Annotated in this window: 17 protein-coding genes; 16 read left to right on the plus strand and 1 reads right to left on the minus strand. The window is 67.8% G+C overall.

Going from position 1 to position 17,303, the window contains the following annotated elements; all coding sequences use genetic code 11:
- Window positions 1–60 precede the first annotated feature (60 nt).
- From PARHAE_RS03175 to PARHAE_RS03250, 16 genes are all read left to right on the plus strand, one after another.
- On the plus strand, window positions 61–2,130 hold the full coding sequence (locus PARHAE_RS03175) for a catalase (protein ID WP_126153154.1): 2,070 nt from the start codon (window positions 61–63) through the stop codon (window positions 2,128–2,130).
- Window positions 2,131–2,227: 97 nt separating this feature from the next.
- Window positions 2,228–3,613 (plus strand): MocR-like ectoine utilization transcription factor EhuR, encoded by a 1,386-nt coding sequence (gene ehuR / locus PARHAE_RS03180; protein ID WP_126153155.1) that lies wholly within the window; start codon window positions 2,228–2,230, stop codon window positions 3,611–3,613.
- A gap of 93 nt (window positions 3,614–3,706) precedes the next feature.
- Window positions 3,707–4,492 carry an ectoine/hydroxyectoine ABC transporter ATP-binding protein EhuA gene (ehuA, locus tag PARHAE_RS03185; RefSeq protein WP_126153156.1) on the plus strand — a complete coding sequence of 262 codons (786 nt, stop codon included), beginning with the start codon at window positions 3,707–3,709 and terminating at the stop codon, window positions 4,490–4,492.
- Between the two features lie 23 nt (window positions 4,493–4,515).
- Window positions 4,516–5,337 carry an ectoine/hydroxyectoine ABC transporter substrate-binding protein EhuB gene (ehuB, locus tag PARHAE_RS03190; protein ID WP_241232651.1) on the plus strand — a complete coding sequence of 274 codons (822 nt, stop codon included), beginning with the start codon at window positions 4,516–4,518 and terminating at the stop codon, window positions 5,335–5,337.
- Between the two features lie 63 nt (window positions 5,338–5,400).
- On the plus strand, window positions 5,401–6,060 hold the full coding sequence (ehuC, locus tag PARHAE_RS03195; protein WP_126153158.1) for an ectoine/hydroxyectoine ABC transporter permease subunit EhuC: 660 nt from the start codon (window positions 5,401–5,403) through the stop codon (window positions 6,058–6,060).
- Window positions 6,060–6,719, plus strand: coding sequence for an ectoine/hydroxyectoine ABC transporter permease subunit EhuD (gene ehuD, locus PARHAE_RS03200; RefSeq protein ID WP_126153159.1), 660 nt, complete (start codon window positions 6,060–6,062; stop codon window positions 6,717–6,719). The genes ehuC and ehuD overlap by 1 nt, the downstream gene beginning before the upstream one ends.
- Window positions 6,716–7,444, plus strand: coding sequence for an aspartate racemase/maleate isomerase family protein (locus tag PARHAE_RS03205; protein WP_126153160.1), 729 nt, complete (start codon window positions 6,716–6,718; stop codon window positions 7,442–7,444). The genes ehuD and PARHAE_RS03205 overlap by 4 nt, the downstream gene beginning before the upstream one ends.
- Entirely contained in the window at window positions 7,441–8,382 is a 942-nt protein-coding gene (gene eutB, locus PARHAE_RS03210) for a hydroxyectoine utilization dehydratase EutB (protein ID WP_126153161.1), read from the plus strand. Before PARHAE_RS03205 ends, eutB begins: the two co-directional genes overlap by 4 nt.
- Window positions 8,379–9,359 carry a cyclodeaminase gene (locus PARHAE_RS03215; protein WP_126153162.1) on the plus strand — a complete coding sequence of 327 codons (981 nt, stop codon included), beginning with the start codon at window positions 8,379–8,381 and terminating at the stop codon, window positions 9,357–9,359. Before eutB ends, PARHAE_RS03215 begins: the two co-directional genes overlap by 4 nt.
- A gap of 11 nt (window positions 9,360–9,370) precedes the next feature.
- Window positions 9,371–10,552 (plus strand): ectoine hydrolase DoeA, encoded by a 1,182-nt coding sequence (doeA, locus tag PARHAE_RS03220; protein WP_126153163.1) that lies wholly within the window; start codon window positions 9,371–9,373, stop codon window positions 10,550–10,552.
- A gap of 3 nt (window positions 10,553–10,555) precedes the next feature.
- A complete protein-coding gene (gene doeB / locus PARHAE_RS03225) occupies window positions 10,556–11,572 on the plus strand; it encodes a N(2)-acetyl-L-2,4-diaminobutanoate deacetylase DoeB (RefSeq protein ID WP_241232652.1) in 1,017 nt (338 codons plus the stop codon).
- Window positions 11,569–13,020, plus strand: a complete 1,452-nt coding sequence (locus PARHAE_RS03230; RefSeq protein ID WP_126153164.1) for an NAD-dependent succinate-semialdehyde dehydrogenase — start codon at window positions 11,569–11,571, stop codon at window positions 13,018–13,020. The genes doeB and PARHAE_RS03230 overlap by 4 nt, the downstream gene beginning before the upstream one ends.
- Before the next feature lie 2 nt (window positions 13,021–13,022).
- A complete protein-coding gene (locus tag PARHAE_RS03235; RefSeq protein WP_126153299.1) occupies window positions 13,023–14,393 on the plus strand; it encodes an aspartate aminotransferase family protein in 1,371 nt (456 codons plus the stop codon).
- Window positions 14,394–14,584: 191 nt separating this feature from the next.
- Window positions 14,585–15,481, plus strand: a complete 897-nt coding sequence (locus tag PARHAE_RS03240) for a bestrophin family protein (protein ID WP_126153165.1) — start codon at window positions 14,585–14,587, stop codon at window positions 15,479–15,481.
- Window positions 15,482–15,574: 93 nt separating this feature from the next.
- Window positions 15,575–16,279 (plus strand): cytochrome c oxidase assembly protein, encoded by a 705-nt coding sequence (locus tag PARHAE_RS03245; protein WP_126153166.1) that lies wholly within the window; start codon window positions 15,575–15,577, stop codon window positions 16,277–16,279.
- On the plus strand, window positions 16,276–16,776 hold the full coding sequence (locus PARHAE_RS03250) for a CopD family protein (protein ID WP_126153167.1): 501 nt from the start codon (window positions 16,276–16,278) through the stop codon (window positions 16,774–16,776). The genes PARHAE_RS03245 and PARHAE_RS03250 overlap by 4 nt, the downstream gene beginning before the upstream one ends.
- Here PARHAE_RS03250 and PARHAE_RS03255 read toward each other — a convergent pair.
- A complete protein-coding gene (locus PARHAE_RS03255; RefSeq protein ID WP_126153168.1) occupies window positions 16,764–17,285 on the minus strand; it encodes a DUF2231 domain-containing protein in 522 nt (173 codons plus the stop codon). The two genes, PARHAE_RS03250 and PARHAE_RS03255, sit on opposite strands and share 13 nt — an antisense overlap.
- Window positions 17,286–17,303 lie beyond the last annotated feature (18 nt).

A 17,303-nucleotide genomic window follows, 5' to 3' on the forward strand; every position in this document is an offset into this window, starting at 1 on the left:
CAATGCGGCCCGCCGCGCGTTACCTCGCCATAGTCACGAATTTCCAAGCGAGCGAGCATCATGTCAGCCAAGGACTATACCACCGAGACCGGCAGCGGCGGAGAGCTTCACCAGAAGGCCGGGGGCGACGTGCCGCCGCTGACCACGCAGGTCGGCGCGCCGGTTTCCGACGACCAGAACAGCCTGCGGGTGGGGCGTCGCGGCCCCACCCTGATCGAGGACCAGGCCTTCCGCGAAAAGATTTTCCATTTCGATCACGAACGGATCCCGGAACGGGTCGTCCATGCCAGGGGCTATGGCGCGCACGGCTATTTCGAGACCTATGAAAGCCTGTCCGACATCACGGCGGCCGACATTTTCCAGCGCGCCGGGGAAAAGACCGAGGTGTTCGTGCGGTTTTCCACCGTGGCGGGAAACAAGGGGTCGATGGATCTGGCCCGCGACGTGCGCGGCTTCGCGGTCAAATTCTATACCAAGGAAGGCAACTGGGATCTGGTCGGCAACAACATCCCGGTGTTCTTCATCCAGGACGCGATCAAGTTTCCCGATCTGGTCCACGCCGCCAAGCAGGAACCCGACAGCGATTTCCCGCAGGCCCAGACCGCGCATGACAACTTCTGGGACTTCATCTCGCTGATGCCGGAATCCATGCACATGATCATGTGGATCATGTCCGACCGGGCGATCCCCCGGTCGTTCCGCTTCATGCAGGGCTTCGGCGTCCATTCCTTCCGCTTCGTGAACGCGGCGGGCGAGGCGCGGTTCGTCAAGTTCCACTGGAAGCCCAAGCAGGGCCTGCAATCCGTGCTGTGGGACGAGGCGCTGCGCATCAACGGCGCCGATCCCGATTTCCACCGCCGCGACCTGTGGACCGCCATCCAGTCGGGCGATTATCCCGAATGGGAACTGGGCGTGCAGGTCTTCGACGACGCCTTTGCCGACCAGTTCGATTTCGATGTCTTGGACGCCACCAAGATCATCCCCGAGGAGATCCTGCCGGTCCGCCCCATCGGCCGGATGGTCCTGAACCGGATGCCCGACAACTTCTTCGCCGAGACGGAACAGGTCGCCTTCCAGACCGGCAACATCGTCCCCGGCATCGACTTTTCCGAAGATCCGCTGCTGCAAGGGCGGAACTTCAGTTACCTGGACACGCAGTTGAAGCGGCTGGGCAGCCCCAATTTCAACCATATCCCGATCAACGCCCCGCGCTGCCCGTTCCACCACTTCCAGCAGGATGGCCACATGGCCATGCACAATCCGCGCGGGCGCGCGAATTACGAACCGAACAGTTGGGGCGGCGACCAGGGCGGCCCGCGCGAGGTCGCGCAGGGTGGCATCCGCGCGGTGCCTGTCGCCTATAGCGGTGAAAAGGCGCGGATCCGGTCGGAAACCTTCGCCGACCATTACTCGCAGGCCCGGCAGTTCTATATCAGCCAGACCCCGGTCGAGCAGAAGCACATGGCCGACGCGCTGACCTTCGAATTGTCGAAGGTCAAGACCAAGCCGATCCGGCTGCGGATGCTGGCCCATCTGCTGAACATTCATGAGGATCTGGCCCAGGCGGTGGCGGCGGGCCTTGGCGTCAAGGACATGCCCGCGCCCGCCCAGCCCGCAGTTCCGCCGCGCACCGATCTGCCGGAAAGTCCGGCCCTGTCGATCCTGAAGAACGGTCCCGACAGTTTCGCGGGCCGCAAGATCGGCATGTTGCTGACCGACGGATCGGACGTGGCCCAGGTCAAGGCCATCGTCGATGCGGCTCAGGCGGAAGGCGCGATGGTGCAGTTCATCGGCCCGATCGCCGGCAGCGTGGTTCTGTCGGACGGCACCGAACTGGACCTGGACGAGATGGTCGAGGGTGCGCCTTCGGCGGTCTTCGACGCCGTGGCGATCCTGCCGTCCGACGATCAGGCCGAGATGCTGGCCAAGATGGCCGCCGCGCGCGATTTCGCCGCGACCACCTGGGCGCATTACAAGTTCGCGGCCTTCAACGACGCGGCGCGCGTGCTGTTCGCCAAGGCCGGGCTGCCGCAGGAACTGGACGAAGGCTTCATCCCGGCCTCGGACGCCAAGGGCTTCATCGCCGCCTGCCGCGACCTGCGCTTCTGGGGACGCAAGAACGCGGCCTGACCGGCCGCTTTCCGAACGGCTGCGGCGGGCGGGCATGGTCCGCCTGCCGCATCCCGGCGGCCCTTGCCATTCGTCTGGATTGTCCCGATAGTGAATCATGACAATCTGGCGCCCCGACCCCCTGGCCTTGTATCGCCCCGCCTATCTGTCCCTGGCCGAGCAATATGCCCGCGCCATCCGGGACGGGCAGCTTCCCGCAGGATCGCGCCTGCCGCCGCAGCGCAAGCTGGCCGACGATCTGGGGCTGTCGGTGCAGACCGTCTCGCGCGCGTATGAGGATCTGATCCGGCGCGGGCTGGTGGTGGGCGAGGTGGGGCGCGGATCCTTCGTCCTGCCCGCCGGATCCGAGAATTCGCCTCCGTATCTGGCCGAACGGCCGGGCGGGCTGGTCGATCTGTCGATCCTGAAGCCGGTGACCGGGCGGATGCATGTCGACATCTTCCGCGAAGGTCTGCACTGGGTGGCCGAGAACCTGACCGCGCCCGCCGCGCTGTCGTTCCGGCCGAATTCAGTCCTGCCGCAGCATCGCCGGGTGGCGGCGGACTGGCTGCGGCGCGGCGGCCTGGACGTGGCGCCCGACTGCATCACCCTGACCGACGGCGCGACCTCGGCCATCACCACCGCGGTGATGAGCGCGGTTCCCCCCGGCGGCACGCTGGCGGCGGCGGCGCTGACCCATCATCTGCTGATGCCGCTGTGCAAATACCTGGGCCTGCATCTGGAGGGCCTGCCGGTGGACCATGATGGCATCGTCCCCGAGGCCCTGGACCATCTGGCCCGCAAGGGCAGCCTGCGCGCCCTGTATATGCAGCCCTCCGCGATCAATCCGATGGCGATCATGACCAGCCTAGACCGCCGCGCCGAACTGGTTCAGATCGCCCGCCGCCACGACCTGCTGATCATCGAAAACGACATGCTGAACACGCTGATCCAGGATCGCCCGCCGCCCATGGCGGTGCTGGCGCCGGAACGTGTGCTGCATATCCAGGGCTTCACCAAGACCACCCTGCCGGGCCTGCGCATCGGCTGGCTGGTGTCGCCGTCGCGCTTGGCCCCGATCGCCGCGAACCGGCATCTGGTCACGAACTGGATGGCGACGCCCGCGATGGTCGAACTGCTCAGCCACTGGATCAGCGACGGCACGGTGGACCGTCTGATGTCCTGGCAGCGGGACGCGCTGCGCGAACGCCACGCCATCGCGAGAGAGGTTCTGGGATCCGCGCCCTTTCACGCCCATCCGCAAAGCCTGCATGTCTGGCTGGAACTGCCCCCCGGCCGCGACGAGGAGGAATTCGTGGCCCAGGCAAGGCAGCGGGGGGTGGCGGTCGCCTCGGGGCGGGCATTCCGGCTGGACGAACGCGGGCGGCGGGACGCGGTGCGAATCGCCCTGGGTTCCACCGGAGCCGAGGATCTGCGGCGCGGATTGCGGCTGGTCGTGGAAACCCTGGGCAGCAATGCCGAGCCGGTTCTGACGCTGGTTTAGGCAAAGCGCCCCGAATAATTGTCATGATATTATTTTGTGATTGACCTGATATAATCCCGCTGCAAAGTTCCGCTGTGACAGCACGGGGAACGCATGGACCAACCGATCATCCGAATCCAGAACCTGCAAAAGTCCTTCGGTACGCTGAAGGTCATCGACGGGCTGAACTTCGACGTGATGAAGGGCGAGAAGCTGGCCCTGATCGGCCCGTCGGGATCGGGCAAGACCACCATCCTGCGCATCCTGATGACGCTGGAGGATATTTCCGGCGGCCGGATCGAGATCAACGGAGAGCCGCTGTATCACATGACCAAAGGCGGCGCCGAGCTGCCTGCGGACGAGGCGCATCTGCACAAGATGCGCCGCCATGTCGGGATGGTGTTCCAGCACTTCAACCTGTTTCCGCACAAGACCGTCTTGCAGAACATCACCCTTGCCCCGGTCCTGACCCAGGGCGTCGGCCGCGCGGCGGCCGAGTCCCGTGCCCGCGAATTGCTGGACATGGTGGGTCTGGCCGACAAGGCCGCCTATATGCCCAGCCAGCTTTCCGGCGGCCAGAAACAGCGCGTGGCCATCGCCCGCGCCCTTGCCTTGCAGCCGCAGATCATGCTGTTCGACGAAGTGACCTCGGCCTTGGACCCCGAACTGGTCGAGGAGGTGCTGGAGGTGATGCAGCGTCTTGCGCGGGAAACCGACATGACCATGCTGCTGGTCACGCACGAGATGGGCTTTGCCCATGACTTCGCCGACCGGGTTCTGTTCTTCGACAAGGGCCGGATCGTCGAACAAGGCCCGCCCGACCAGATCTTCACCGCGCCGCAAGAGGACCGAACGAAGTCCTTCCTGCGCAAGATCATCGCCGCCGGACAGCGCGTGTGATGGACACCCAACAGGAGAAAGCCATGAAAACCACCCTGATCGCCGCCCTGCTGCTGGCGGCCCCGCTGCCCGCGCTGGCGGACAAGCTGGACGACCTGAAGGAAGCGGGCACCGCCCGCATCGCCATCGGCAACGAACCGCCCTTCACCGCCATCGGCGCCGACGGCAAGGTTTCGGGCGCCGCGCCCGACGTGGCCCGCGCGGTCTTCGCGGCGTTGGGCGTGGCCGATCTGGAAGCCTCGATCCTGGATTACGGCGCCATGATTCCCAGCCTTCAGGCGGGCCGCGTCGATGCGATCACGGCGGGTCTGTTCATGAAGCCCGAACGCTGCGACGCGGTGGCCTATTCCGAACCGATCCTCTGCGATGCCGAGGCGCTGCTGCTGCCCAAGGGCAACCCCAAGGGCTTCAAGTCCTATGCCGATTTCGCCAACGATCCCGAAGCCCGTCTGGGCGCGCCCGGCGGCGGAACCGAGGAGAAGCTGGCCCTGGACGCGGGCGTGCCGCGCGACCGGCTGGTCGTGGTGCCTGATGCGCAATCGGGGCTGAAGATGGTCCAGGACGGCCGCATCGACGCCTATTCGCTGCCGGTTCTGTCGTTGAACGACCTGCTGGCGAAATCCGGCGACGCCAGCCTGGAGGTCGTGGCCCCGGTCCAGGGGGCGCCGGTCTATTGCGACGGCGCGGCCTTCAACAAGCGCGACACCGCGCTGCGCGACGCCTTCGACGTGGAGCTGGCCAAGCTGAAGGAATCGGGCGAATTCGCCAGGATCATCGAACCCTACGGCTTCTCGGCCGAGGCGGCCATCTCGACCAACCGCGAGGCGCTTTGCGCGCAACAGTGACGTGACGGGGGCGGGGCGCGGCCCCGCCCGATCATCCGACAGCAGAAAGGCAGGCATCAGCGCATGGGCGACTGGTCTGGATATCTGACGCTTATCCTTCAGGGGGCATGGGTCACCGTCAAGCTGACGCTGATGGGATCCGCGCTGGCGCTGGTGGTGGCCTTCATCGCCGGGCTGGGCCGCATCTCGGGCCACGCCGCCCTGCGCTGGCTGGCGACCGGATATATCGAATTCTTCCGGGGCACCTCGATCTTCGTGCAGCTGTTCTGGATCTATTTCGTGCTGCCGATGACCGGGCTGTGGGCGCCCACGCCGATGCAGGCGGGCGTCCTGGCGCTGGGCCTGAACGTGGGCGCCTATGGGGCCGAGGTGGTGCGCGGCGCCATCCTGGCCGTGCCGCGCGACCAGTACGAGGCCTGCACCGCCGTCAACCTGACCCGCTTCCAGCGGATGCGCCACATCATCCTGCCCCAGGCGCTGCCGCTGATGCTGCCGACCTTCGGCAACAACGCCATCGAACTGCTGAAGGCCACGTCGGTCGTGTCGCTGATCTCGCTGGCCGACATGACCTTCCAGGCGCAGGTGGTGCGGTCCCAGACCGGCAACACGCTGCTGCCCTTCGTCACGATCCTGCTGCTGTATTTCGCGATGTCCTCGGTGATTTCCTTCGCCATCCGCCGGTACGAGCGGCGCGTGACGCGCGGCCTGGACGGGGTGCGCTGATGGAATGGGATTGGGAATTCGCCGCCTCGATCATGCCGCAGCTGCTGGCGGGGTTCAGGATCACGCTGATCGCCACCGCGCTTGGCGCCGTGGTCGCCGCCGTGCTGGGGCTGGTCTTTGCCATCCTGCGCCGGTCGCGGAACCGGATCCTGTCGCGCGGCACCGGCTTCGTGGTGGAATTCATCCGCGGCACGCCGCTGCTGGTGCAGCTTTACTTCATCTTCTACGTCCTGCCCGATCTGGGCATCCGCCTGCCCGCGCTGACGGCGGGGGTGATCGGCATGGGCCTGCATTACGCGACCTATGCGTCCGAGGTTTATCGCGGCGGGATCGAGGCCGTGTCGCGCGGCCAGTGGGAGGCCGCGAAGGCCACCAACCTGAACGCCCGCCAGACCTGGATCCACATCATCCTGCCGCAGGCGGTGCCGCCGATGATCCCGGCCATGGCGAATTACCTGCTGGCGATGTTCAAGGAAACGCCGCTGCTGTCGGCCATCACCGTGCTGGAACTGATGAACCAGGCCCGGTCGGTCGCCAACAGTTCCTATCGCTATGTCGAGCCGATGACCCTGGTCGGGGTGATGTTCCTGATCGTCAGCGTGATCTCGGTCGTCGGGCTGCGCTGGCTGGAACGGCGCTATGGCGGGGTGGGGAAATGACCGTGGTTCTGGACGACCGTCCCCTGCCGCATCGCCTGGGCCTGGTGACGCTGGCCACCGACCACACGACCGAGGTCGACTTCGCCGCCCTGCCGCCGCATGGCATCGGCGTCTATGCCACCCGGATTCCCTTTGCCAACCCGGTCACGCCCGAAACGCTGGCCGCGATGGCGGGCGACGTGACGCGGGCGGCGGCGCTGATCCTGCCGGATCAGGATCTGGACGCGGTGGTCTATAGCTGCACCTCGGCGTCGGTGGTCATCGGCGACGACAAGGTGCGCGGGGCCATCGCGGCGGGCAAGCCGGGGGCGGCGGCGATCACGCCGATCTCGGCCGGGTTCGCGGCGCTGCGGGCGCTTGGCGCGGATCGGATCACGCTGCTGACCCCCTATGATGCCCAGACGACGCAGCCGATGGCCGAGTGCTTCGAGGCGGGCGGCTTTGCGCTGCAAGCGGTGTCCTGTCTGGGCCTGACCGACGACCGCGACATGGCCCGGATCACCCACGCCAGCATCGTCGAGGCCGCGCGGGCGGCCGTTGCCCCCGGCAGCCAGGCGCTGTTCGTGGCCTGCACCGCCGTCCGCGCCGCCGGGATCATCGACCGGATCGAGAACGCCGTGGGCATCCCGGTCGTCTCGGCCAATTCCGCAACGCTGTGGGCCGCCGCGCGCGCCTGCGGCGTCGCGGGCGCCCTTGCCCCCGGCCAGTTGATGAGGCTGCCATGACGCTGGACGACATCCGGGCCGCCGCCGCCCGCCTTCGGGGCCATGTCGCGGAAACGCCACTGCCGCGCGACGAGGCGCTGTCGGCGCGGCTGGGCCAGCCGGTGCTGATGAAATGCGAATACCGCCAGCCGACCGGCGCCTTCAAGCTGCGCGGCGCGACCAACGCGATCCTGTCGCTGCCCGCCGGGGTGCGGGGGGTGGTCACGGCCTCGACCGGGAACCATGGCCGGGCGCTGGCCCATGCCGCCCGCGCGCTTGGCGTGCCTGCCACGGTCTGCCTGTCGCGGCTGGTGCCCGCGAACAAGGTCCAGGCGATCCGCCATCTGGGCGCCCTGGTGCGGATCGTCGGCGACAGCCAGGACGACGCCATGGCCGAGGTCGCGCGCCTGGTGGCCCAGGACGGCCTGACCCAGATCCCGCCCTTCGACCACCCCGATGTGGTCGCTGGCCAGGGCACCATCGGGTTGGAGATCGGCACGCCCAACGCGGTGCTGGTGCCGCTGTCCGGCGGCGGACTGGCGGCGGGGATCGCGGTGGCGATCAAGGCGATCTCGCCCGCGACCCGCGTGATCGGCCTGACGATGGAGAACGGTGCGGCCATGGCCGCCAGCCTGCGCGCGGGGCGCCCCGTCGAGGTGGCCGAGGTCGCGACCCTGGCCGACAGCCTGGGCGGCGGCATCGGGCTGGACAACCGCGTCACCTTCGCCCTGTGCCGCGATCTTCTGGACGATGTGATCCTGCTGACCGAGGCGGAAATCGCCGCCGCCATCCGCCATCTGGGCCGCGCCGGCCATGTGGTCGAGGGCGCGGCGGCGGTCGGCCATGCCGCGCTGCTGGCCGGGAAATTCGTGCCTCGGGGTCCGACCGTCACCATCCTGTCCGGCGGCAATATCGACCCCGCCCAGCACGCCCGGTTGATGCAGGAGGACGCCGCATGAGACCGCCCGTGAAGATCCTGACGGAATCCGACCTGCGCGCCCTGATGCCCCTGGATACCGGGGCCGTGGCCTGCATCCGCGACGCCTTCCTGGCGCTGGCGACGAAGCCCGTCGCCATGCCGCCGATCCTGCGGCTGGACATCCCCGAACACCGGGGCGAGGTCGATGTGAAGACCGCCTATGTTCCCGGCCTGTCGCATGTCGCGATCAAGATCTCGCCCGGCTTCTTCGGCAATCCGGCGCTTGGCCTGCCGTCCACCAACGGCATGATGGTGGTGCTGTCGGCCAGGACCGGCCTGGTCGAGGCACTGCTGCTGGACAACGGCTGGCTGACGGATGTGCGCACCGCCGCCGCAGGGGCGGTCGCCGCCGATGCGCTGGCGCGGGCCGATGCGGCCACCGCCGCGATCCTGGGCGCCGGGATGCAGGCGCGGATGCAGTTGCAGGCGCTGACGCTGGTTCGCCCGCTGTCCCGCGCCACCGTCTGGGCGCGCGATCCGGCAAGGGCGCGGGCCTTCGCCCAGGACATGACCGCCGCGCTGTCGATCCCCGTCACCGCCGCCGCCTCGGTCGAGGATGCCGTGCGCGATGCCGGGATCGTCGTGACCACCACGCCCGCGGAAAGCCCGATCCTGCACCGGGTCGCGCCGGGCACCCATGTCACCGCCATGGGGTCGGACGCGCCGCACAAGAACGAGATCGCCCCGGACCTGATCCGGGCGGCGCATTACGTCGCCGACCGCCTGTCCCAGACCCGCACGCTGGGCGAATTGCGCCATGCCGGGCTGGACGGCGGGCTGGACGGCGATTTGCCCGAATTGGGACAGATCCTGGCCGGATCGGCCCCCGGCAGGACCAGCCCGGATCAGATCACCCTGGCCGACCTGACCGGCACCGGCATCCAGGACACCGCCATCGCCACCCTTGCCTTGGCCCGCGCGGCCCAGGCGGGGGCAGGCCACGACTTCACCCTCTGAAAGCAACCCCCATGACAGATGTCGCATTGAAATTCACCCGCGAGGAATACGCGCAACGCCTCGTCAAGACCCGCCGGGCGATGGAGGCCGGTGGCGTCGACCTGCTGATCGTCACCGATCCGTCCAACATGAACTGGCTGACCGGCTATGACGGCTGGTCCTTCTATGTCCATCAATGCGTGGTCGTGCCCCCGGACGGAGAGCCGATCTTCTTCGGGCGCGGCATGGATGCCGTGGGGGCGCGTTTCACCGCCTATCTGAACGACGCCAACATCATCGGCTATCCCGACGATTATGTGCAGAACACCCAGAAGCATCCCATGGACCTGCTGTCGCAGATCCTGACGGACAAGGGCTGGGGCGCGAAACGCATCGGCGTCGAGATGGACAATTACTGGTTCACCGCCGCCGCCTTCGCCGCCCTGCAAAAGCACCTGCCCAACGCGACGTTCAGCGACACGACCGGGCTGGTGAACTGGCAGCGCGCGGTGAAATCCCCGACCGAGCTGGACTATATGCGCAAGGCCGGGGCCATCGTGACGAAGATGCACGAACGCATCTTCGAGAAGATCGAGCCGGGGATGCGCAAATGCGACCTGGTGGCCGAGATCTATGACGCGGGCATTCGCGGCACCGATGGCTTCGGCGGCGATTACCCGGCCATCGTGCCGCTGCTGCCCTCGGGGCGCGAGGCCGCGGCGTCGCACCTGACCTGGGACGACCGGCCGATGCGCGCGGGCGAGGGGACGTTCTTCGAGATCGCGGGCTGCTATAACCGCTATCACGCGCCGCTGTCGCGGACGGTGTTCCTGGGCAAGCCCACCCAGGTGTTTCTGGACGGCGAAAAGGCCGTGCTGGAAGGCATGGAGGCCGGGCTGGAGGCCGCGCGTCCCGGCAATACCTGCGAACAGTTCGCGGGCGCCTTCTTCGCGGTGCTGAAGAAATACGGCATCGTCAAGGACGGCCGCACCGGATACGGCATCGGCGTCAGCTATCCCCCCGACTGGGGCGAACGCACCATGTCGCTGCGTCCGGGCGACACCACCGTGCTGCAACCCGGCATGACGTTCCACTTCATGACCGGCCTCTGGTCCGAGGAAATGGGGCTGGAGATCACCGAAAGTATCGCCATCACCGAGGGCGCGCCGGAACTGCTGGCCTCGGTCCCGCGCAAGCTGTTCGTGAAGGACTAGGCCATGCTGCCCCTTCAGATGCAACTGACGCCGTCGCCCATCACGGCGACGGTCGATTTCGCGGAACCGGGCGTCCGCCACGGCTTCCTGCGCCTGCCCTATTCGCGCGACGACGCGGCCTGGGGGTCGATCATGACCCCCATCACCGTGGTCGTGGGCGGCGAAGGGCCGACCGTGCTGCTGACCGGCGCCAATCACGGCGACGAATACGAAGGTCCGATCGCGCTGTTCGACCTGGCCTCGACCGTCCGGGCCGATCAGGTGACGGGCCGGATCATCATCGTGCCGGCAATGAACTATCCGGCCTTCGGGGCGGGGACGCGCACCTCTCCCATCGACCGGGGCAACCTGAACCGCAGCTTTCCGGGGCGGCCCGACGGCACGGTGACGCAGAAGATCGCGGACTACTTCCAGCGGGTTCTGCTGCCCATGGCCGATGTGGTGGTGGATTTCCATTCCGGCGGCAAGACGCTGGATTTTCTGCCCTACTGCGCCGCCCACATCCTGCCCGACAAGCGGCAGGAGGGGCAGAGCTTCGATCTGGTGCGGGCCTTCGGGGCGCCCTGGTCGGTCAAGATGCTGGAGATCGACGCGGTCGGCATGTACGACACCGCCGCCGAGGAGATGGGCAAGGTCTTCGTCACCACCGAACTGGGCGGCGGCGGCACCGCGACCGCGCGCACGGCGGGCATCGCCAAGCGCGGGTTGAAGAACCTGCTGATCGCGGCGGGCGTCCTGCGCGGCGAGGTTCAGGCCCAGCCGACGCAATGGCTGGACATGCCTGACGCCGATTGCTTCACCTTCGCGGAAGACGGCGGGCTGATCGAATTCCTGGTGGATCTGGGCGATGCCGTCGCGCAGGACCAGCCGGTCGCCCGCATCTTTCCCGTGACTCGCACCGGGCTGCCGCCCGTGACCGTCACCGCCGCGCGCGCCGGGCTGATGATGGCGCGGCATTTCCCCGGCATCGTGAAACCCGGCGATTGTGTCGCCGTCATCGGCGTAGAGGTGGACGAATGATTGCCGACAAGACCCTGATGCGCCCCGACGCCTTCGTGAACGGCGCCTGGATCGGCGGCGACCGTTTCGCCGTCACCGATCCGGCCACCGGCGGGACCGTCGCGCAGGTCGCGAAACTGGATGCGGCGGGCGCCCGCGCCGCCGTGGATGCCGCCGACGCGGCCTTCCCGGCCTGGGCCGCCGCGCTGCCGCAGGAACGCGCGGCGATCCTGTTCCGCTGGTTCCAGCTGATCCGCGACAACCGCGAGGATCTGGCCCGGATCATGACCGCCGAACAGGGCAAGCCGCTGTCGGAATCGCGGGGCGAGATCGACTATGCCGCCAGCTTCGTCGAATTCTATGCCGAGGAAGCCAAGCGCCCCAATATCGAAAGCGTGACCTCGCACCTGTCCACGGCCGAGATGGAGCTGTGGCGGGAACCCGTGGGGGTCGCGGCCTTGGTGACGCCCTGGAATTTCCCCTGCGCGATGATCACCCGCAAGGCGGCTGCGGCCCTGGCTGCCGGCTGCACGGTGGTGATCCATCCCTCTGCCGAAACGCCGCTGTCGGCGACCGCGCTTGCCGAACTGGCGGATCGCGCCGGTTTCCCTGCCGGGGTGTTCAACGTGGTGACGGGCGAGGCGCCGGAAATCGTCGGGGAATGGTGCGCCGATCCGCGGGTGCGGGCGCTGTCCTTCACCGGATCCACCGAAATCGGCAGGCTGCTGTATCGCCAATCTTCGGACACGGTAAAGCGGCTGGTGCTGGAGCTGGGCGGCCATGCGCCTTTCATCGCCTTCGCCGATTGCGATCTGGACCTGGCGGTGGAAGAGGCGATCAAGGCCAAGTTCGCGACCTCGGGCCAGGATTGCCTGGGTGCCAACCGCTTCCTGGTCGAACGCCCGATCTATGACGAGTTCTGCCGCCGTTTCGCGGACGCCGCCGCCGCGCTGACGCTTGGCCCCGGCGAACAGGACCGCGACCTTGGCCCGCTGATGAACGAAGGCGCGGTCCGCAAGCAGGAAGAACATGTGGCCGACGCCCTGTCGCGCGGCGCCCGGCTGCTGACCGGCGGCGGGCGCGACCCGCAAGGTCCGCTGTTCTATCAGCCGACGGTGCTGGCCGATGTCCCCGTCGATGCGCTGATCTTCCGCCAGGAAACCTTCGGCCCAGTCGCCGCCATCGCCCCCTTCGAGACCGAGGACCAGGCGGTGCGGATCGCCAACGACACCGAATACGGCCTTGTCGCCTATGTCCATTCCCGCGACCCGCGCCGCATCTATCGCCTGTCGCGCGCGCTGCAATTCGGCATGGTCGCGGTCAACCGCACCAAGGTCACCGGCGCGCCGATCCCCTTTGGCGGCATGAAGCAGTCCGGCCTCGGCCGCGAGGGCAGCCGCCACGGTTTGGAGGCCTTCACCGAAATCAAATACGTCTGCCGCGACTGGGCAGAGCACAGGAGGGCATGAGAATGCTGACGAATGACGAACTGGCGAAATGGGACCGCGAGAGCTTTTTCCATCCCTCGACCAACCTGGGCCAATTCGCCCGCGGCGAAGGCGCGCAGCGCATCGTCAAGGGGGCCGAGGGCGTCCATATCATCGACCGCGACGGCAACCGCCTGCTGGACGGGTTCGCGGGGCTTTACTGCGTGAACGTGGGCTATGGCCGGACGGAAATCGCCGACGCCATCGCCGCGCAGGCGCGCGAACTGGCCTATTACCACGCCTATGCGGGGCACGGATCCGAAGCCGCGATCACGCTGGCGAAGATGGTCATGGACCGCGCCCCCGACGGCATGGCGCGGGTCTATTTCGGGCTTGGCGGGTCGGACGCCAATGAAACCAACATCAAGCTGGTCTGGTATTACAACAACATCCGCGGCCTGCCGCAGAAGAAGAAGATCATCAGCCGCTGGCGGGGCTATCACGGGTCGGGCCTGATGACCGGCAGCCTGACCGGGCTCGAGCTGTTCCACAAGAAGTTCGACCTGCCCCTGGCGCAGGTGATCCACACCGAGGCGCCCTATTACTTCCGCCGTCCCGATCCCTCACAAAGCGAAAGCAGCTTCGTGGGCTATTGCGTCGACAAGCTGGAGGCGCTGATCAAGGCGGAAGGCCCCGACACCATCGCCGCCTTCATCGGCGAGCCGGTGCTGGGCACCGGCGGCATCGTGCCCCCGCCCCAAGGCTATTGGCCCGCGATCCAGGCGGTGCTGGACAAGTACGACATCCTGCTGATCGCCGACGAGGTGGTGACGGGCTTCGGCCGCCTGGGGTCGCTGTTCGGGTCCGATCATTACGGCATGAAGCCCGACATCATCACCTGCGCCAAGGGGCTGACCAGTGCCTATGCCCCCCTGTCCGGGTCGATCGTCGGTCAGCGGGTCTGGGACGTGCTGATGCAGGGCACCGACGAGAACGGCGTCTTCGGCCATGGCTGGACCTATTCCGCCCATCCGATCGGCGCGGCGGCGGGGATTGCCAACCTGAAGCTGATCGACGAACTGGGGCTGGTGCGCAACGCGGGCGAGACCGGCGCCTATCTGAACGCGCAGATGCGGGCCGCGCTTGGCGATCATCCCCATGTCGGCGAGATCCGGGGCGAGGGGATGCTCTGCGCCGTGGAACTGGTCCGCGACCGGGATTCGCGGACGTTCTTCGACGCGTCCGAAGGCGTGGGGGCCAGGATCGTGGCGGCGATGCTGAAGCGCGGCGTGATCGCGCGGGCCATGCCGCAAGGCGACATCCTTGGCTTTGCGCCGCCGCTGTGCCTGACCCGCGCCGAGGCCGACACCATCGTCGCCGCCGCCGCTGAATCCGTGCGCGAGGTGCTGGGCTGAGCCGCCGGGGGACTTCGCGTCCCCCGGACCCCCTGCGGGATATTTGGACAAAGGAGAATGAGGCCGGCCGGGCTTGACAAGAGAGGTCCCGCCGCCGCTTCAATTCCGGGGCATGGGTCAGGACAGCCGCCGATGACGCGCCAACTTCTCGGAACCGTTTTTCGCAGCCTTGGGGGCAGGGGGCTTGCCCGATGATCGTCCGCCCCCGGCCCGGCCTGCTGACGCTGTTCTTCGTCCTGAAGGGGTCGATCATCCTGCGCACCTGGCCGCAGCTTGCCGCCGTGGGCCTGTTGTCGCTGGTCGTCGTGGCCGCCCACCGTCATGCGCCGCAGGTGGTGCCGGGAATCAATCCGGCACCGCTGACCCTGATCGGCATCGCGCTGTCGATCTTTCTCAGCTTCCGCAACAATGCCTGCTATGACCGCTGGTGGGAGGCCCGAAAGCTGTGGGGCGGGATCATCCACTCGGCCCGCGACGTCGCCCGGCAGACGGTGGTCCTGGATGACGGCCCGGACGGCCCGTCGCCCGAACGGCGCGAAATCCTGACGGCCATCATCGCCTTTGCCCATGCGGCGGTCGCGCAATTGCGGCACAGGACCAGCCTTCAGGCGGCGGGCGCGCCTGCCGTCTCGGCCCGGCCGGCGGACCGGATCCTGCATGAGGTCGCCGGGCTGGTCGGCCGGCTGCTGCGCCAGGGCCGTCTTGCCCCGGTCGAGGCGCTTGCCCTGAACGACAGCCTGGGGCGGCTGACGCAGGCCCTGGTGGGTTGCGAGCGTCTGGCCAACACGCCCTTGCCCTTTGCCTATACGCTGCTTCTGCACCGCACGGCCTATCTGTTCTGCTTCCTGCTGCCCTTCGGCCTTGCCGACATGCTGGGCTGGTCCACGCCCCTGGCCGCCATGCTGGTCGCCTATACCTTCTTCGGCCTCGACGCCCTGGGCGAGGAACTGGAGGAGCCGTTCGGCCTGATGCCGAACAACCTGCCGATCGCCGCCTATGCGACGGTGATCGAGATCCACCTGCGATCCGCCCTGGGCGAGACGGACCTGCCCGCCATGCCGGTCCCGCAGGATTACGTGCTGACCTGATGCAAGCATCGGCCGCCGCACGAAACCCTTTGGCGGGGTTCGGTATTATCCTTGGACAGCCTGCGGCCCCAGCCCGACGGAAAGCGAGGATCCATGAGTCAACCCTATTGCGGACCGGGCGCAGCCCCTGGCGGGTTATGGACCGCCTGGAATCTCGATCCGCCGCTGCTGGCCGGGCTGGCGCTGCTGTCGCTGGCCTTGTGGTGGCGTCAGGCGGGCAGGGCGGGCGGCGTCGCGGTCCTGGCGCTTGTTCTGGCCTTCGTGTCGCCCCTTTGCGCGCTGACCGTTTCGCTGTTTTCGGCCCGCGCGCTGCATCACCTGGTCCTTGCCGGGGTGGCCGCGCCCGCCCTGGCGCTGGCCTGGCCGCTGGCCGCGCGCTGGCCTGCGCAAATCGGGGCGGCGGGGATGGCCCTGGCGATGGCGGCCTGGCACCTGCCTGCGGTCTATGACGCGATCTGGCGATCCGATGCGGTCTATTGGCTGATGCAGGCGGCGCTGCTGCTGCCCGCCTGGGCCTTCTGGTCGGCGGTCTTGGCCGGGCCGCGCCATGCGGTCCTGGGCAACAGCGTCCTGACCATGGGGCTGGCGGGGGTGATGGGCTTTCTGGGTGCGGTGCTGACCTTCGCGCCCGCCGTCCTCTATGTCCAGCATGTCGACGGCGCGGCGCTGTGGGGCATGACCGCGCTGGACGATCAGCGGCTGGCCGGGCTGATCCTGTGGGTGCCGGGTTTCCTGCCGATGGCGGGCTTTGCGGGCTGGATGCTGCGCCGAGGCTGGCAGCGGGGCTTCGCGGCATGATCGCGGCGCTGAAGGCCATCCATATCGCCGCGATGCTGTGCTGGTGCGCCGGGCTGATCGCCCTGCCGCTGTTGCTGATCGCCTATGGCCACGCGCGGCGCCAGGTCCGCTATTCCGAATTCCGGCTGCTGACGCATTACGGCTATATCGGCTTCGCGACCCCCGCGGCGGTCATCGCCGTGGTCGCGGGAACCGCGCTGATCTTCGCGGCCGAGGTGTTCGATCTGTGGTTCGTCGCCAAGCTGGCGTTCGTCAGCCTGATGGCGCTGACCCATGCCTGGATCGGCCACCTGATCGAGCAGTCGGGTCTGCAACGCCGGGGCAGGGGCAGCGATCCGGGCCGGGCCTATGACATGCCGTGGCCGGGCATCGCCCTGGCCATCGGCCTGCCGTCGATGGCGGCGGTTCTGTGGCTGGTGCTGGCCAAGCCGGATCTGGCCTGGGTCGCGGATCTGCTGCCGGACATCATGCAGGCGCCCAGGGATCAGCTGCCATGATCCCGTTGCGTGCCGATCTGATAGTCGAAGACCAGCTTGCCGCCATGCCAGCCGGTGACCGTCGTCAGCCCCACCCCCAGGGCCGAGATCAGGATCCCCACCGGCAGCACCGCCGCCTGCGGGTCGGGCAGGCGGAAGCCCCAGTTGACGCCCAGGACCGAAAGCAGCGTGCAGGCCAGGATGAAATGCGTCCAACTGGGCGCGCGGATGCGGATGCCCGGAACGATCAGCAGCTCGACCGTTCCGGCGATGCCGGCCAGCACGCCCATCACGAAGGCGATGCCTGCCGTCCAGACCGCCATGCGCGGCCAGAAGGCGTCGCCCGTCCACCAGAACATGCCGTCGGCGAACAGCGTCAGGAAGGCCAGGGCGATGGGATAGGTGATCAGCATCGCGTGGATCGGATGGCCCGCCAGGGCGATGGTGGATTCGGTATCGTCGAAGGCCGAATGCTCCTCGATCGGGTCGGAAAGGCGGCGGCGTTGGCTCCAGGTCCGTTTGGGTCGCATCGGCAGTCTCCGTCGGGG

This window comes from Paracoccus haematequi, assembly GCF_900631945.1.
Classification (GTDB): domain Bacteria; phylum Pseudomonadota; class Alphaproteobacteria; order Rhodobacterales; family Rhodobacteraceae; genus Paracoccus; species Paracoccus haematequi_A.

Bases quoted from the DNA above. Each gene is read 5' to 3' on its own strand.
- PARHAE_RS03175 (WP_126153154.1), top strand. From the start codon at position 61: ATGTCAGCCAAGGACTATACCACCGAGACCGGCAGCGGCGGAGAGCTT.
- ehuR (WP_126153155.1), top strand. From the start codon at position 2,228: ATGACAATCTGGCGCCCCGACCCCCTGGCCTTGTATCGCCCCGCCTAT.
- ehuA (WP_126153156.1), top strand. From the start codon at position 3,707: ATGGACCAACCGATCATCCGAATCCAGAACCTGCAAAAGTCCTTCGGT.
- ehuB (WP_241232651.1), top strand. From the start codon at position 4,516: ATGAAAACCACCCTGATCGCCGCCCTGCTGCTGGCGGCCCCGCTGCCC.
- ehuC (WP_126153158.1), top strand. From the start codon at position 5,401: ATGGGCGACTGGTCTGGATATCTGACGCTTATCCTTCAGGGGGCATGG.
- ehuD (WP_126153159.1), top strand. From the start codon at position 6,060: ATGGAATGGGATTGGGAATTCGCCGCCTCGATCATGCCGCAGCTGCTG.
- PARHAE_RS03205 (WP_126153160.1), top strand. From the start codon at position 6,716: ATGACCGTGGTTCTGGACGACCGTCCCCTGCCGCATCGCCTGGGCCTG.
- eutB (WP_126153161.1), top strand. From the start codon at position 7,441: ATGACGCTGGACGACATCCGGGCCGCCGCCGCCCGCCTTCGGGGCCAT.
- PARHAE_RS03215 (WP_126153162.1), top strand. From the start codon at position 8,379: ATGAGACCGCCCGTGAAGATCCTGACGGAATCCGACCTGCGCGCCCTG.
- doeA (WP_126153163.1), top strand. From the start codon at position 9,371: ATGACAGATGTCGCATTGAAATTCACCCGCGAGGAATACGCGCAACGC.
- doeB (WP_241232652.1), top strand. From the start codon at position 10,556: ATGCTGCCCCTTCAGATGCAACTGACGCCGTCGCCCATCACGGCGACG.
- PARHAE_RS03230 (WP_126153164.1), top strand. From the start codon at position 11,569: ATGATTGCCGACAAGACCCTGATGCGCCCCGACGCCTTCGTGAACGGC.
- PARHAE_RS03235 (WP_126153299.1), top strand. From the start codon at position 13,023: ATGCTGACGAATGACGAACTGGCGAAATGGGACCGCGAGAGCTTTTTC.
- PARHAE_RS03240 (WP_126153165.1), top strand. From the start codon at position 14,585: ATGATCGTCCGCCCCCGGCCCGGCCTGCTGACGCTGTTCTTCGTCCTG.
- PARHAE_RS03245 (WP_126153166.1), top strand. From the start codon at position 15,575: ATGAGTCAACCCTATTGCGGACCGGGCGCAGCCCCTGGCGGGTTATGG.
- PARHAE_RS03250 (WP_126153167.1), top strand. From the start codon at position 16,276: ATGATCGCGGCGCTGAAGGCCATCCATATCGCCGCGATGCTGTGCTGG.
- PARHAE_RS03255 (WP_126153168.1), bottom strand. From the start codon at position 17,285: ATGCGACCCAAACGGACCTGGAGCCAACGCCGCCGCCTTTCCGACCCG.